This is a genomic window from Agreia pratensis, from assembly GCF_900177685.1.
GTDB classification, from domain to species: domain Bacteria; phylum Actinomycetota; class Actinomycetes; order Actinomycetales; family Microbacteriaceae; genus Agreia; species Agreia pratensis.
The window spans coordinates 52,965-68,159 of the sequence record NZ_FXAY01000001.1 but is presented as its reverse complement, the minus strand read 5'-3'; the positions used below and the strand labels follow the sequence as shown (position 1 = coordinate 68,159).

Below are 15,195 nucleotides of genomic sequence, written 5' to 3'. Positions count from 1 at the left end.
AACGCCTACTTGCGCGGCTTGAGGTACAGCGCCGCCAGTGGCGGCAGCGTGAGTTCGACTGAGGCCTGACGTCCCGACCAGGGCACCTCTTCCGCCTCGACGGAACCGAAGTTGCCCACGCCCGATCCTCCGAACTCCACGGCGTCGGTGTTGATCAGCTCATCCCAGGTGCCGGCGAAGGGCAGACCGACCCGGTAAGGGCCGACCGGAGCGCCCGAGAAGTTCATGAGCACAGCGATCGGATTGCCGTCGTCGTCCCAGCGCAGGAACGATACGAGGTTCTGATTCGACGATCCGCCGTCGATGAACTCGAAGCCCGACGCATCGTGATCGCGCTGCCAGAGCGCGGGGTTGTCTGTGTAGACGCGGTTGAGCTGCGAGACGAGTCCGAGCAGTGCGCGGTGCACCGGCTGGTCGAGGATCCACCAGTCGAGTCCGCGCTCTTCCGACCACTCCGATGGCTGGCCGAATTCCTGGCCCATGAACAGCAGCTGCTTGCCGGGGTGCGCCCACATGAATGCGAGGTACGCGCGCAGGTTCGCGAGCTTCTGCCAGTGGTCGCCGGGCATCTTGTGCAGAAGCGAGCCCTTGCCGTGCACGACCTCGTCGTGGCTGATCGGCAGGATGAAGTTCTCGCTGAACGCGTAGACGAACGAGAAGGTGATCTCGCCGTGGTGGTACGAGCGGTAGAGCGGATCGGTCTCCATGTACTGCAGGGAGTCGTGCATCCAGCCCATGTTCCATTTGAGCCCGAAGCCGAGCCCGCCCTGGTTCGTGGCGTGCGTGACACCGGGCCAGCTCGTCGACTCCTCGGCGATCATGATGATGCCCGGGTACAGCTTGTACGCCGTCGCCGTGGCCTCCTGCAAGAAACTGATCGCCTCGAGGTTCTCGCGCCCGCCGTATTGGTTGGGCAGCCACTCGCCCTCTTTGCGGGAGTAGTCGAGATAGAGCATGCTCGCCACAGCGTCGACCCGCAGGCCGTCGACGTGGAACTGCTCGAGCCAGTAGAGCGCATTCGCCACCAAGAAGTTGCGCACCTGCGAGTCGCCGAAGTTGAACACCAGCGTGCCCCAGTCGGGCTGCTCGCCGCGGCGCGGGTCTGGATGCTCGTACAGCGGCTGGCCGTCGAAGTTGGCGAGAGCGAACTCGTCTTTGGGAAAGTGCCCGGGAACCCAGTCGACGAGCACACCGATGCCGGCCTGGTGCAGTCGGTCGATGAGATATCGAAGATCGTCGGGATGGCCGAATCGCGAGGTGGGCGCGTAGTACGACGTGACCTGGTATCCCCATGACCCGCCGAACGGGTGCTCGGCCAGCGGCATGAACTCCACATGGGTGAAGCCGAGCTCCTGCACGTAGTCGATGAGCTGATCGGCGAGCTCCCTGTACGAGAGTCCCGGGCGCCAGGATCCGACGTGCATCTCGTAGACGCTCATGGGACCGGAATGCGGGTCGCTCGACGCGCGCCGCGACATCCATTCGTCGTCGCCCCAGGTGTGGGCCGACTGGCCGATGACCGACGCGGTCAGCGGCGGGATCTCGGTGTAGCGGGCCATCGGGTCGGCGCGCCGGACCCACTGGCCGGACTGCGCCAGGATCTCGAACTTGTAGTTGCTGCCGGGCTCGAGTCCGGGTACGAACAGCTCCCAGACACCCGAACTGCCGAGGCTTCGCAAAGAGTGCTTCAGGCCGTCCCACGAGTTGAAGTCGCCGATCACGCGCACGGCCTGAGCGTGCGGCGCCCAGACGGCGAACGAGGTGCCCGCGACCTGCTCGGCGACGCCGTGCCACGAGCGGTAGTGCGAGCCCAGTACATCCCAGAGGCGTTCGTGTCGGCCCTCGCCGAGGAGGTGGATGTCGACGTCGCCGAGCGTGGGGGAGAAGCGATAGGGGTCGTCGCTGGCCCAGACGGTGTCGTCGTCGTAGCGGGCCTCGATCGTGTAGTCGCTGAGGCCGGTCAGTGTGTAGCCCTGCCAGATTCCACCGCGCAGGTGGGTGAGCTCGGTGCGTGCGCCGGATGCCAGCACCGCGACAACCGATTTGGCGAGGGGCCTCAGCGCACGGATGACAGTGACTCCGTCTGCCCCAGCGCCCTCGATCGGGTGCTGGCCGAGCACGCTGTGTGGGTTGTAGTACGAGCCGGCCGCGACCTTGTCGAGCACGTCGACGGGAACGTCGGGAATGGAGAGCACGGATGCTCCGTCGAGGGTGGACATCAGTGAGCCGCCTTGTCTGCACCGTTGGGGTGCGTTTCGGGCCAGGTCCCATCGACCGGCTCCACGTGCAGAATGTGTACGGGTTCTGTGAATGCATCGAGGCGCACGAAGTTGTGGCTGACGCCCCAGATCCACGATGCGCCCGTGATGAGGTCGGTGACCCTGAACTGCTCGGCCCCGGCGAGACCGAATGTCGAGACGTCGAAGTGCACGCTGGTCTCGCGAGCCGAATGGGGGTCGACGTTCGCTACGACGATGACGGCGTCGGGCGTGCCTGTGCCGCTGAACTCGGCGGCGATGTACTTGGAGTACACGAGGATCGCGTCGTCGTCGCTCCAGTGCAGATCGAGGTTGCGAAGCTGGCGCAGCGCCGGGTGGTCTCGGCGGATCTCGTTGAGCCTCGTTATGTACGGCGCGATCGATTGCCCGGTCTGCTCCGCCAGCGCGAAATCGCGGGGGCGGTACTCGTACTTCTCGTTGTCGATGTTCTCTTCGGCACCGGGGCGTGCCACGTTCTCAATGAGCTCGTAGCCCGAATACACAGCCCAGGTGGGCGCCGCGGTCGCGGCGATGGCGGCGCGGATCTTGTAGGCCGCTCGCCCCCCGAACTGCAGATACTGCGTGAGGATGTCGGGAGTGTTGACCCAGAGATTCGGCCGGAAGAAGGCAGCCGTCTCGTGCGACAGGCCCTGAAGGAATTCCTCGAGCTCTTCCTTCGTGTTGCGCCACGTGAAGTAGGTGTACGACTGCTGGTAACCGACCTTCGCCAGTCCCTGCATGATCGCCGGGCGCGTGAATGCCTCGGCGAGGAAGACGACCTCGGGGTGCTCCGCATTGATGGTGTGGATCACGTACTCCCAGAAGTCGAGCGGCTTCGTGTGGGGGTTGTCGACGCGGAAGATGCGCACACCGAGTTTGATCCAGTAGCGCAGCAGTCGCAGGGTCTCGCGCCGGATGCCCTTCGGATCGTTGTCGAAGTTGATCGGGTAGATGTCCTGGTACTTCTTCGGCGGGTTCTCGGCGTAGGCGATCGATCCATCGGGCAGCGTCGTGAACCACTCCGGATGCTCGGTGACCCAGGGGTGGTCGGGCGACGCCTGGAGGGCGAAGTCGAGAGCGACCTCGAGCCCGGCTTTCGCCGCCTGCTTCAGGAAGAAGCTGAAATCGGCGACCGTTCCGAGATCGGGGTGGATGGCGTCGTGTCCGCCGGCCGGGCCGCCGATGGCCCAGGGCGACCCGGGGTCGTGCGGACCGGCATCCAACGAGTTGTTGGGGCCTTTGCGGAACGAGCGGCCGATCGGGTGGATGGGCGGCATGTACAGAACGTCGAAGCCCATGGCGGCGACCTCGGGCAGGCGCTTCGCCGCCGTGCGGAACGTGCCGCTGGTCCAGCTGCCGTCAGCGTTTTTCTTCGCCCCGATGGAGCGGGGGAAGAACTCGTACCACGATCCCGATCCGGCGCGCTCGCGCTCGACGGTGATCTCCCTCCACTCCGAGTAGGTGGTGAGGCTTTCGAATGGGCGGTCGGCAATGGCGTCGAGAACCGCGGGGCTCGTGGCCACGGCGAGGCGCTCGACCGGATCGATCGTCGCATCGCCGAGGGTGTTGGCGACCTTGCCGAAGAGCACGCGCTGAGCGTCGGAGCGGGCCTGGTCGACCCGGCCCGCCTCGAACAGCTCGCGCCCGATCGCCAAGGTCACGTCGACGTCGAGACCCGCAGGAAGCTTGATCGATGCGGTGTGCTGCCAGGTAGCGAAGTCGTCGGCGTACGCGCGGATGCGGAACCGCCAGGGGCCTTCTTCGCCCAGCTGCTCGAGGGCGCCGTAGCGGTCGGTGCCGGGTTCGAGCGGAGTGAGGAGGCGTTCGCCGCGCTGGCCGGATGGGCCGGCCACCTCGAGACGGGCGCCGACAGCATCGTGCCCCTCGCGGAACACCACCGCGCCGAAGGGCACGACCTCGCCGGCGAAGGCCTTGGGAAGCCATCGTTGGCCGGGAACGCTGGGGAAGATGTCGAGGATCGGGATGCGCCCGAGTCCGGAGTCGGAGAGGGTCGGCTGCTTGGGTGCTTGCGTCTTTGCCACGGTTCGACCGTACCAAGAAAGGCGAAACGTTCGCGGGGGATTATGGAAACGGTTCCCGGTCGTTTATGCGGCCTGTGCGCCGCTGTCCTAGGCTGGGCAGCGCCTGGCCCACGGTGTCCACCGCGGGGTGCGAGACGAGTGGTGGTGGCGCGCCGATATGGAGAATTTTTCGTGAAGGCGATCAGAAGATTCACCGTTCGATCCGTGCTGCCGGAGCGTCTGCGAGCAGTCGGTGAACTGGCATCCAATCTTCGTTGGTCGTGGCACGAGCCCACCCGGGCGCTCTTCGCGCGCATCTCGCCGGATGACTGGCAGCTGACCGGAGGCGACCCGATCGCGCTGCTCGGCGCGGTCAGCCCGGAGCGTCTCGACGAGCTGTCGCACGACGAGGGATTCGTCGCGTGGGCGAACAGTCTTCGAGACGACCTCAACCGCTATCTTGCCGAGCCGCGCTGGTATCAGCAGCTCGAGGGTGAGAAGCCCACGGGTATCGCCTACTTCTCGGCTGAGTTCGGCATCGCCGCCGCCCTTCCCCAGTACTCGGGAGGTCTCGGTATTCTCGCCGGCGACCACCTGAAGGCGGCGAGCGACCTCGGCCTGCCCCTCACCGGCGTCGGCCTCTTCTATCGCGCCGGCTACTTCAGCCAGGCCATCTCTCGCGATGGCTGGCAGCAAGAAAGCTACCCGGTGCTCGACCCCGACGGGCTTCCGCTCACCGTTCTGCGCCTCGCCGACGGCTCCGCTGCCCACATCGCCCTGGCTCTTCCCGATGGCCGTGCACTCTTCGCCCGGGTCTGGCAGGCGCAGGTGGGTCGCATAAGGCTTCTGCTGCTCGACACCGACATCCCCGAGAACGCAGAAGATCTGCGCGGCATCACCGACCGTCTGTACGGCGGAGGGGGCGAGCACCGCCTGCTGCAGGAACTGCTTCTCGGTATCGGGGGAGTGCGGGCGCTCAAGCTCGCTGCGGAACTGCGTGATGTGCCGGAGCCCGAGGTCTTCCACGCCAACGAGGGTCACGCCGGATTCCAGGGCCTCGAGCGCATCTCCCGCCTCATCGGAGACGGCCTCACCTTCGATGCCGCGCTGCAGGTGGTGCGCGCGGGCACGGTCTTCACCACCCACACCCCTGTTCCTGCGGGTATCGACCGCTTCGAACGCTCGCTGGTCGAGCGGTATTTCGGCGGCGACCTGCTGCCCGGCCTCGAGGTCGACGACATCCTGCATCTGGGAGCCGAGGACTACGAGGGCGGCTCGCCAGACGTCTTCAACATGGCCGTCATGGGCCTGCGCCTCGCACAGCGGGCGAATGGGGTCTCCGAGCTGCACGGTGCCGTGAGCCGCGGCATGTTCCAGGGACTCTGGAAGGGCTTCGACGTCGATGACGTTCCCATCACCTCGGTGACCAACGGTGTGCACGCCGCGACGTGGACCGACCCACTGCTGCAGGAGCTGGCGAGCTCGAAGCTCGGCACCTCCGACACCACGAATGCCGACTGGAACAGCTCGGACGTCAGCGACAGCGACCTGTGGGCCGTGCGCGGCGACATGCGCCGCCAACTCGTGCACGACGCCCGTCGCCGCGTGACAGAGGCCTTCTCCCTGCAGAACCCGGGTTCGATCCCGCCGGCCTGGTACCAGACGCTGCTCGACCCGGCGGTGCTCACCATCGGTTTCGCGCGCCGGGTACCGACATATAAGCGCCTCACCCTGATGCTGCACGACCCCGCGCGGCTGAAGTCGATCCTGCTCAACCCGCAGCGCCCCATCCAGCTGGTGATCGCGGGCAAATCGCATCCGGCCGACGAAGAGGGCAAGCGTCTTATTCAGCGTCTCGTGCAATTCGCCTCCGACCCCGAGGTGCGCCACCGCATCGTGTTCCTTCCGAACTACGACATCGGCATGGCTCAGCTGCTCTACCCCGGCACCGACGTGTGGCTCAACAACCCGCTGCGCCCGCTCGAGGCGTGCGGAACATCCGGCATGAAGGCTGCGCTCAACGGCGGACTCAACCTGTCGATCCTCGACGGCTGGTGGAACGAGTACTACGACGGCGAGAACGGCTGGGCTATTCCCACCGCCGACGGCGCGAGTACCCCGGAGGAGCGGGACGCCATCGAAGCGGGTGCCCTCTACGATCTGCTCGAGCACCAGGTGGCGACCAGGTTCTACGACCGCAACGCCGATGGAATCCCTGAGCGGTGGATGGCATCGGTGCGGCACACGCTCTCGACCCTCTCGCCCAGACTCTCGGCCGAGCGCATGGTGCGCGAGTACACCGAGCGCCTCTATACGAAGGCGGCCTCAGCCGAGCGGATCATGTCGGCGAGAGACCACGAGGCGGCGCGCGAACTGTCGGCGTTCAAGGAGCGTATGACGGCGCACTGGCCCGCCGTGCAGGTCGTGCACGTCGAGTCCGGCGGCCTCGACGACACTCCGCAGGTGGGTGACTCACTGCACCTCCGTGCCCAGGTGCAGCTCGATGGCATCAGCCCCGCAGATGTGTCGGTCGAGGTCGTCTACGGTCAAGCCGGAACGGGCGACGAGCTGCGCGACGTGGCCACGTTCGCTCTGTCGCCGTCGACCGCGTCAGCTGCAGACAGCGCCGGAGTGGTGCTCTTCGAGGGAACCCTGGCCCTGTCGAGAGCCGGCGCGTTCGGCTACACGGTGCGCGTGGTGCCGAAGCACGCCCACCTGGCGTCGCCGGCCGAGTTAGGCCTCATCGCGACCGCCCACTGACACACACACACTCGGCCACCTTCCGCACACCCCTTCGCGGATGAGGAAACGCTGCCGACGCGCCGAGTCATGCTCGCTTCAGAGCGGAGTGTCACGCGTTTTTCCTCATCCGCGAGGGGTCGCCTCTTCGCGGGAACCTGTCCTCCCCAGGGCCTTAGTGTTCCGTTTTCGTTGCCGATGAGGTGATCCGCCCGCCGAGTCATGCCTCTTCAGGGAATGCTGGCCGGCATGAACGGCGATGCATACGGATTTCTTCTGACACACGGCGGTGTCGCACGGCGCCGAGATCTCGAGCGGTGTGGCGTCTCCGGCATGTCTATCGCCCGCATGGTGCAGCTCGGCATGCTGATCCGGCCACGAGTCGGCTGGTATTGCCTTCCGGATGTCGACCGTCGGGTAATCGAGGCCGTGCGGGTGGGCGGGGTTCTCACCTGCGTCTCGGCCGCTGTAGTCGATGGGCTGTGGGTGCTCGACGAGGAGAAACTCCATGTGTGTGTGAGGGGCAACGGGTCCGCCTTTCGAAGCAGGACGGACGAGACGCGTTATCGGGCACACGATGAACGTGACGATGTTGTTCTCCATTGGGATGATCAGGCGTGGTCGACCTCTGGAGGGTACGAGCTTTCGCGAGTTGCCTATCTCCGGCATCTGGTTTCGTGCCAGTCCCGTCGAGGCGTCGTCGCGACGCTCGACTCCGCATTGCACCGCGGCATGCTGTCAGACCGCGACTTGGGAGAGTTGCGTGGGTCGGTTCCTGCTGTCCACCGCTCGATCATCGATCTGGTGGACGGTCGAGCGGAGAGCGGAGTCGAATCGGCTGCACGGTTGGGGTTTCTCGCCGCGGGCCTGCCCTTCGAGGTTCAGGTTGTCGTGGCTGAGGGGCTGCGGGTCGATTTCGTGATCGACGGGGTCATCGTCGTCGAGGTTGACGGCTCGGAGTTCCACTCAGGGCACGAGGTATTTGTTGCTGACCGGAAGCGCGACGCATTCTTGAATGCCCTCGGCTACCGCGTGCTGCATTTCACCTATGCGATGGTTTTGTTCGACTGGGCGACGGTTCTTTCGACGATCATCATCGTTCTGCGACGAGAACGAGCAGTTCGCGCGGGGCTTTCACCCCTTCCGCCCTTTCGCCGATGAGGAAATTCCTACGACCCGCCGAACGTGCTCGTCGGGTGCACGCGGCGCGTCGAGGATGGTTCCTCATCCGCGCACGGGAGGGCGGGGAATTAGTGGAGGCGTGTTTCAGCAGTCAGTTCGCGCGGAACAGCCGCAGCGACGACGGCGCCATCTCGATGACGGTGCCCGGCTCGTAGGTCGGCCCCTCTTCCGGGTTCGGGGAGTCGTTGCCCGAATCCCACAGCTCGGTGTATGACGTCACGCCCAGATGCACGGGCAGGGTCACCGTGACCGGAGCCTCGACGCCGTGGATCACCAGGAGGATGCGGTTGAACTCCTCGTGCTCGGGCGTCGACGCCGCCATGTACTGCAGAGTGCGATTCTCGGCCGAGTTCCAGTCGTAGACCGACATCGACGAGCCGTGCACGTCGTACCAATCCATCTGGCTGGCGCTCGGGGTGGTCTCGCCGAAGATACCGAATCTGACCGGGCGCAGCGCAGGGTTCTCACGCCTCAGCTTCAAGAGGTGCTGCGTCGTCTTCCAGTGGTCTTTCTGCCAGCGCCGCCTGTCCCAGCTCAACCAGGTGAGTTCGCTGTCGTGGCAGTAGGCGTTGTTGTTGCCCTTCTGGCTGCGACCGAATTCGTCGCCGGCAGTGATGAGAGGAACACCGGCCGATAGCAGCAGAGTGCCCATCAGATTGCGCATCGCCTGGCGGCGCGACGCCTCGATCGGCCGCGACGATGTGGGGCCCTCGACGCCGTGGTTGAACGACATGTTGTTGTCGGTGCCGTCGCGATTGGACTCGCCGTTGCCCACGTTGTGCTTCGAGTCGTATGCGGTGAGGTCGGCCATCGTAAAGCCGTCATGCGCCGTGACGAAGTTGATCGACGACAGAGGACCACGGTGCTGCGCGAACGTGTTCGACGATCCCGCGAGGCGTGTCGCGAGCATGCCCACCCCGTCACCCGGGTCTCCATGCTCGCGGATCGATCGGATGTCACGCAGCCAGAACTTGCGCATCCGGTCGCGGTAGCGGTCGTTCCACTCCGACCAGCCATCGGGAAAATTGCCGGTCTGCCATCCGCCCATGCCGACATCCCACGGCTCAGCGATCATCTTGACGTTCTGGAGAAGCGGATCGGAGACGATCTGGGTGAGAAGTGGATGCTGCGGGTCGTAGTAGTGGTCGGCGTTGCGCCCCAGGGTGGCGGCGAGATCGAATCGGAACCCGTCGACCTGCACCTCATTCGCCCAGAACCGCAGGGAGTCGAGGATCATGCGTGAGACCGCCGGAGTGGCGGTGTTGATGCTGTTGCCGCATCCGGTCACGTCGATGTAGGTGCCGCTGGACGTCTGCCGGTAGTAGCCCGCGTTGTCGATACCGCGGAAGCTCGTCGTCGGACCCTCGGGGCCCTCCTCAGCCGTGTGGTTGTAGACGACATCGAGCAGAACCTCGATGCCGGCTTCGTGCAGAAGCTTGACCATGCCCTTGAACTCGCGCAGATTCGCCCCAGGACCCTGCGCCTGGGCGGCCTTCGAGGCGTACAGCGCGTGAGGGCTGAAGAATCCAAGCGTGTTGTATCCCCAGTAATTGCGCAGACCCTGCTTGATGAGCCGCTGCTCCGAGACGAACGACTGCACGGGTAGCAGCTGCACAGCCGTGACCCCGAGATTCTTCAGATACCCGATCGTCGTCTCGTGCGCGAGGCCGGCGTAGGTTCCCCGCAGCTCCTCGGGGATACGCGGGTTGAGCTCGGAGAGCCCTTTGAGATGTGCCTCGTAGATGACCGTGTGGTCGAGCGGCGTGTTGGGTTTCGTGACTCCGGCCCAATCGAACGACCCATCGACGACGACTGAGCGCTGCGATCCCGAACTCAGCCGCTGGATACCCTTGCCATAGGGGTCGAGGAGAAGCCGCGAGGGGTCGAAGCGGTGCATCGGCCCCTGAGGCCCGTAGACGCGGAGGTTGTAGCGGCGACCCGGGACGAGTTCCCTCGTGCGGCCGAACCATACGCCGTGTCGATCTCGCGCCAGCTCGACGGTCTTGTAGATCCAGTTCGCGTCCTTGTCGTCGAACAGGCAGAGCTCGACCTTTTCGGCATGCTCCGACCAGACGCGGATCTCGCCTCCGTGGGCGGTGCGGCGAACGCCCATGTTGGCGAGGGGATCGGCGGCAGTCATGCGTCTTAGAGTAGTGATTCATACGTTTCGAACAGATCACGGAAAGGGTCGTCGTGCCCGTCTACCTCGACCATGCGGCCACCACGCCGATGCTTCCCGATGCGAGGGACGCATACATCGAGGCGCTCGGCGTCGTCGGCAACCCCGCGTCGATCCACAGCCAGGGGCAGCAGGCCAAGCGGATGCTCGAAGAAGCCCGCGAGAATGTCGCCGGCAGCGTCTCGGCCGATTCGGTCGAGGTCGTGTTCACATCGGGTGGCACGGAGGCCGTGAACCTCGGAATCAAGGGTCTGTTCTGGAAGAGGCAAGAAGAAAAGCCGCGGCGTCGCATCCTCGTTCCCGGCGGCGAGCACCACGCGACGATCGATGCCGTCGAGTGGCTCGAGAGCCATGACGGGGCCGAGCTCGAGTGGCTGCCGATCGATTCGCTCGGCCGGCTGCACCCGAACACGCTGCGTGAGGCGATCGAACGCGATCCCGAAAGCATCGCCCTCGTCTCCGTTCTCTGGGCGAACAACGAGGTCGGTACGATTCAGCCGGTGGCTGAGCTCACAGCGATCGCGGCGGAGTTCGGAATTCCGACGCACGTCGACGCCATCTCCGCATTCGGATATCTGCCACTCGATTTCCACGCCTCGGGCGCCGCTGCGATGAGTATCTCGGCACACAAGATCGGTGGCCCGGTCGGGGTGGGCGCGCTTCTGCTGTCTCGCTCCGCCGAGGTGGTGCCCCTGTTCCACGGTGGCAGTCAGCAGCGCGGCCGCAGCGGAACACAGGACGTCGCCGGCGCTGTCTCGTTCGGCGTCGCCGCGCTCCGCGCATCCGCTGAGGTCGACGCCCACGCGGCCGAGCTTCGGGTTCTTCGTGACCGGCTCGTCGAGAACGTGCGGCGGGCCGTGCCCGAGGCCGTGCTGCAGGGCGATCCGGATGCCGCGGGCCGGCTCCCGGGCAACGCCCACTTCACCTTCCCCGGCTGCGAGGGAGACTCGCTTCTCTTCGTGCTCGACGTGGCCGGACTCTCCGTGTCGACGGGATCAGCCTGTCAGGCGGGCGTTCCCGAGGCGTCGCACGTGCTCACGGCCATGGGCCTGAGCGAGGCCGATGCGAGGGGAGCGCTGCGCATCACGCTCGGGCACGGAACGACCGCTGCCGACGTCGATGCGCTCGTCACTGCGCTTCCGGGAGCCTTCGCGCAGGCGTCGAAGGCCGGGCTCAGCGACCGCGTCGTGCCGCTGGGACACGCACGCTAGAGGTTGACCGTGGCCACGATCGCCAGGTGGTCGCTGCCGCCAGCCGGGATGACGGTGTTGCTCGTGACATCCATGCCGCGCTGCAGAAAATGGTCGAGTCGCGTGACAGCGAAGGGCGAGGACGGCCAGGTGAACCCGAAGAGACCGTCGCTCTGATTCGGCTCCGACAGCTGCGACAGGATCGGCTTGAACGCCCTGTCTGTGGAGGCGGCGTTGAAGTCGCCGACCGCGATGACGCGATCGTTCTCGTCGTTCGGAAGCACATCGGAGAGATTCTTGAGCATCTCGTCGCGATCGCCGTGATCGCCCAGGCGGGCCGACGCCGCATGGATCACATAGATGCTCACGAGACCGTCTGGCGTCTCGAGATCGGCTGCGAGCGCCCGCTGCCACCCCAGCCCCAGATCCCAAGGCTGCGCGTTCAGAATCGGATAACTGCTCCAGAGACCGACCGTGCCCACCTGGTAGGAGTACTCGTAGGCTCCATCGAGGACCGAGGAGATCTCTGCGCGCGACGCGTCGTCCATCTCCTGAATGGCGACCACCTCGGCCCCGGTTGCGACGAGATCGGTGGCCGACGCGGCACCCGTGCCTGAACTCGCTTCGACATTCTGACTCGCGACCGTGAGCGTCGACGCACTCGCGGGAGGCGCGGTCCACTTCAGCGGAACGATCGAGGCGCCGAACATCAGCACCCAGGCCACGAGAGGCACGAGAGCTGCCACCCACGGACGACCGCGACGAGCGAAGGCGGCGAGAACGAAGAGGATCGGAATGCCGAGCCCGAGCCAGGGAGCAGCGGAGTCGATCACGAGGCCGAGGCCTCCCACATCGGGCACGAGATTGTGCAGCACGATGACGGCGGCGAGCACGAGGGATGCGGCCACGACGACGGCGTTGAGGGCGCGTCGACCGGCAGATGGTCGATGCGTCGCAGACGTGGACGCACGGGGCGTCTCATGAAGAAGAGACATCGTGCTTCAGTCTGCCGCAGCAGACTGGGGAAATACTCAGGTAGAGCAGCCGCCGCGCCCGGAGTTTCGTCGCCGCACGAATCCTCATGTTTTGAGTCATTCAAAATACGACTAGGGTGGGTGCATGACGACAGACGTGACGGATGCCGCGGCCCTGGCCGACAGCATCCGCTCGGTTGGCCTCAAGGTGACCGAACCGCGCGTGGCGGTGCTCGACGTGATCGAACGCGAGCCGCACATCGATGCGGAGCGGATCTTCCAATCGATACGAACCTCGTTGCCTGGAACCAGCGTGCAGGCCGTGCACGGAGTTCTGGCGGCATTTTCTCAGGCGGGTCTTCTGCGGCGCATCGAACCGGCTCATTCGCCGGCCCTGTACGAGCGGCGCGTCGACGACAACCACCACCACATCGTCTGTTCCGCCTGCGGAGCTGTCGAAGACGTCGACTGCGCGGTCGGGCACAGCCCGTGCCTCGTTCCGTCGTCGGCGTCGGGCTTTCAGGTACAGAGCGCCGAAGTGAACTTCTGGGGTCTCTGTCCAAATTGCCAGACTGGCTAACAGTGCCAGACCGTATTCTCGTCCTGTCGACCGATCCTCTACAAAGGAGAACCATGTCCACCGATGCTTTCACCACGACCGAATCGGGTGCGCCCGTCGTCAGCGACGAGCACTCGCAGACCGTCGGAGCCGACGGTCCCATCACACTCCACGACCACTACCTGGTCGAGAAGCTGGCCCAGTTCAACCGCGAGAAGGTGCCGGAGCGCATCGTGCACGCGAAGGGCGGCGGCGCGTTCGGAACGTTCGTCACCACCCACGATGTGAGCGCCTACACACGCGCCAGCCTCTTCCAGCCCGGCGCATCCGTCGACATGCTTGCCCGGTTCTCGACCGTGGCCGGCGAGCAGGGGAGCCCCGACACATGGCGCGACCCGCGCGGTTTCGCGCTGAAGTTCTACACCGATGAGGGCAACTACGACCTCGTCGGAAACAACACCCCCGTGTTCTTCATTCGCGACGGCATCAAGTTCCCCGACTTCATCCACTCGCAGAAGCGCCTGCCCGGCACCCACCTGCGCGATCACAACATGCAGTGGGACTTCTGGACCCTGTCTCCCGAGACGGCGCACCAGGTGACCTGGCTCATGGGCGACCGCGGTCTGCCCGCCTCATGGCGCAACATGGACGGCTTCGGCTCGCACACCTACCAGTGGATCAACGCACAGGGCGAGCGCTTCTGGGTCAAGTACCACTTCAAGACCCATCAGGGCATCGAGATCCTGAGCCAGACCGACGCCGACCGTATCGCCGGAGAAGACGCCGACTTCCACATCCGCGACCTCTCCGAGGCCATCAAGCGCGGCGACTACCCGAGCTGGACCCTGAGCGTGCAGATCATGCCCTATGCAGACGCGGCGACCTACCGCTTCAACCCGTTCGACCTCACGAAGGTCTGGCCGCACGAGGACTATCCGCTGCACGAGGTCGGCACCATGACGCTGACCCGCAACCCGGAGAACTACTTCGCGCAGATCGAGCAGGCCACGTTCGCCCCGTCGAACTTCGTTCCCGGAATCGCCGCCAGCCCCGACAAGATGCTGCTTGCTCGCATCTTCAGCTACGCCGACGCGCACCGCTACCGTGTGGGAACCAACCATGCGCAGCTGCCGGTGAACGCGGCTACCGCTCCGGTCAACTCCTACTCGAAGGATGGCGCGATGCGCCACGGCTTCAACTCGGAGGAGACCCCCGTCTACGCGCCGAACTCGCACGGTGGCCCCCACGCAGACCCTGCCCGTGCGGGTGCTGAGGCCGGGTGGGAGTCCGACGGAGAAATGGTGCGTGCGGCGGCGACGCTGCATGCAGACGATGATGACTTCGGTCAGGCCGGCACCCTCGTTCGCGACGTTATGGATGACGCACAGCGCGATCGCCTCGTCGGAAACATCGCCGGTCACGTCTCGAAGGTGACCGACCCCGAGCTGCTCGTTCGGGTACTGCAGTACTGGACGAACGTCGACGCGACGCTCGGTGCGCGGGTCGCCGCGGCGCTGGAGCCGAGCGCGCCGGGCTCGAACGAAGATCCCGAGACGGTCGGCATCCGCTCGTAGTGCACGTTCCCCGGCCCGCCCAGAGGCGGGCCGGGGAATGAAGCGCAACCCCGTTTCGTTGTACGGGTCGTGCGGGTAGCGTTTCGCGAACCGCACGACCATCAACCGACACGCTTCACGAGGAGGCCCGTTTTGCCTACCGTTACCGTCACCGCCGATTCCCTCGACAAGACCATCACCGAGAACGAGATCGTTCTTCTCGACTTCTGGGCCGACTGGTGCGGACCCTGTAAGCAGTTCGCCCCCGTCTTCGAGAAGTCCAGCGACGACAACGCCGATGTCGTCTACGGCAAGATCGACACCGAAGACCAGCAGCAGCTCGCAGCCGCCGCGCAGATCACCTCGATCCCGACGCTCATGGCATTCAAGAACGGCGTTCCCGTGTTTCGTCAGGCCGGGTCGCTTCCTGCGCCCGCACTGGCCGACCTCGTCGCTCAGCTCAAGGCGCTCGACGTCGAGGCCGCGATGAAGGCCCAGGCCGAGGCTGACGCCGCGGCTACGACACCGGCCGAGTAAGCA

The 15,195-nt window shown here is 65.5% G+C and carries 10 protein-coding genes and 1 pseudogene; 7 read left to right on the top strand and 4 right to left on the bottom strand.

All coding sequences use genetic code 11. From position 1 onward, the window contains the following. Nucleotides 1-5: 5 nt before the first annotated feature. Together glgB and B9Y86_RS00315 are read right to left on the bottom strand one after the other, a co-directional pair. The gene (gene glgB / locus B9Y86_RS00320; RefSeq protein WP_085481880.1) at nt 6-2,219 is read right to left on the bottom strand and encodes a 1,4-alpha-glucan branching protein GlgB; all 2,214 of its coding nucleotides are present in this window, start codon (nt 2,217-2,219) and stop codon (nt 6-8) included. Further along, nucleotides 2,219-4,300: a maltotransferase domain-containing protein gene (locus B9Y86_RS00315; protein ID WP_085481878.1), complete on the bottom strand. Its 2,082-nt coding sequence runs from the start codon at nt 4,298-4,300 to the stop codon at nt 2,219-2,221. The genes glgB and B9Y86_RS00315 overlap by 1 nt, the downstream gene beginning before the upstream one ends. A gap of 171 nt (nt 4,301-4,471) precedes the next feature. On the opposite strand from B9Y86_RS00315, the gene glgP reads away from it, so the two are divergent. The 3 genes and pseudogenes from glgP to B9Y86_RS00305 all read left to right on the top strand — a co-directional run bounded on the left by glgP (nt 4,472) and on the right by B9Y86_RS00305 (nt 8,179). Then, a complete protein-coding gene (gene glgP / locus B9Y86_RS00310) occupies nt 4,472-7,039 on the top strand; it encodes an alpha-glucan family phosphorylase (RefSeq protein WP_085483615.1) in 2,568 nt (855 codons plus the stop codon). A gap of 201 nt (nt 7,040-7,240) precedes the next feature. Then, nucleotides 7,241-7,408 (top strand): annotated as a pseudogene (locus B9Y86_RS17880) (type IV toxin-antitoxin system AbiEi family antitoxin domain-containing protein); the annotation flags it as partial. Nucleotides 7,409-7,453: 45 nt separating this feature from the next. Next, a complete protein-coding gene (locus tag B9Y86_RS00305) occupies nt 7,454-8,179 on the top strand; it encodes an endonuclease domain-containing protein (protein WP_244894566.1) in 726 nt (241 codons plus the stop codon). Between the two features lie 112 nt (nt 8,180-8,291). On the opposite strand, the gene glgX is transcribed toward B9Y86_RS00305, so the two are convergent. Beyond that, the gene (gene glgX, locus B9Y86_RS00300; protein WP_085481874.1) at nt 8,292-10,340 is read right to left on the bottom strand and encodes a glycogen debranching protein GlgX; all 2,049 of its coding nucleotides are present in this window, start codon (nt 10,338-10,340) and stop codon (nt 8,292-8,294) included. Between the two features lie 53 nt (nt 10,341-10,393). Here glgX and B9Y86_RS00295 point away from each other — a divergent pair, with 53 nt between their 5' ends. Further along, nucleotides 10,394-11,590 carry a cysteine desulfurase family protein gene (locus B9Y86_RS00295; protein ID WP_085481872.1) on the top strand — a complete coding sequence of 399 codons (1,197 nt, stop codon included), beginning with the start codon at nt 10,394-10,396 and terminating at the stop codon, nt 11,588-11,590. Here the strand turns inward: B9Y86_RS00295 and B9Y86_RS00290 are convergent. Continuing rightward, nucleotides 11,587-12,564, bottom strand: a complete 978-nt coding sequence (locus B9Y86_RS00290; RefSeq protein WP_085481870.1) for an endonuclease/exonuclease/phosphatase family protein — start codon at nt 12,562-12,564, stop codon at nt 11,587-11,589. The two genes, B9Y86_RS00295 and B9Y86_RS00290, sit on opposite strands and share 4 nt — an antisense overlap. A gap of 124 nt (nt 12,565-12,688) precedes the next feature. On the opposite strand from B9Y86_RS00290, the gene B9Y86_RS00285 reads away from it, so the two are divergent. The 3 genes from B9Y86_RS00285 (at nt 12,689) to trxA (ending at nt 15,192) form a co-directional block, all read left to right on the top strand. Continuing rightward, nucleotides 12,689-13,123: a Fur family transcriptional regulator gene (locus tag B9Y86_RS00285; RefSeq protein WP_085481868.1), complete on the top strand. Its 435-nt coding sequence runs from the start codon at nt 12,689-12,691 to the stop codon at nt 13,121-13,123. Between the two features lie 53 nt (nt 13,124-13,176). Then, a complete protein-coding gene (locus B9Y86_RS00280) occupies nt 13,177-14,676 on the top strand; it encodes a catalase (protein ID WP_085481866.1) in 1,500 nt (499 codons plus the stop codon). Nucleotides 14,677-14,808: 132 nt separating this feature from the next. Next, on the top strand, nt 14,809-15,192 hold the full coding sequence (trxA, locus tag B9Y86_RS00275) for a thioredoxin (RefSeq protein WP_085481864.1): 384 nt from the start codon (nt 14,809-14,811) through the stop codon (nt 15,190-15,192). Nucleotides 15,193-15,195 lie beyond the last annotated feature (3 nt).

Coding starts and splice junctions, on each gene's coding strand:
- glgB (WP_085481880.1), bottom strand. CDS start 2,219: ATGTCCACCCTCGACGGAGCATCCGTGCTCTCCATTCCCGACGTTCCC.
- glgX (WP_085481874.1), bottom strand. CDS start 10,340: ATGACTGCCGCCGATCCCCTCGCCAACATGGGCGTTCGCCGCACCGCC.
- B9Y86_RS00290 (WP_085481870.1), bottom strand. CDS start 12,564: ATGTCTCTTCTTCATGAGACGCCCCGTGCGTCCACGTCTGCGACGCAT.
- B9Y86_RS00285 (WP_085481868.1), top strand. CDS start 12,689: ATGACGACAGACGTGACGGATGCCGCGGCCCTGGCCGACAGCATCCGC.
- B9Y86_RS00280 (WP_085481866.1), top strand. CDS start 13,177: ATGTCCACCGATGCTTTCACCACGACCGAATCGGGTGCGCCCGTCGTC.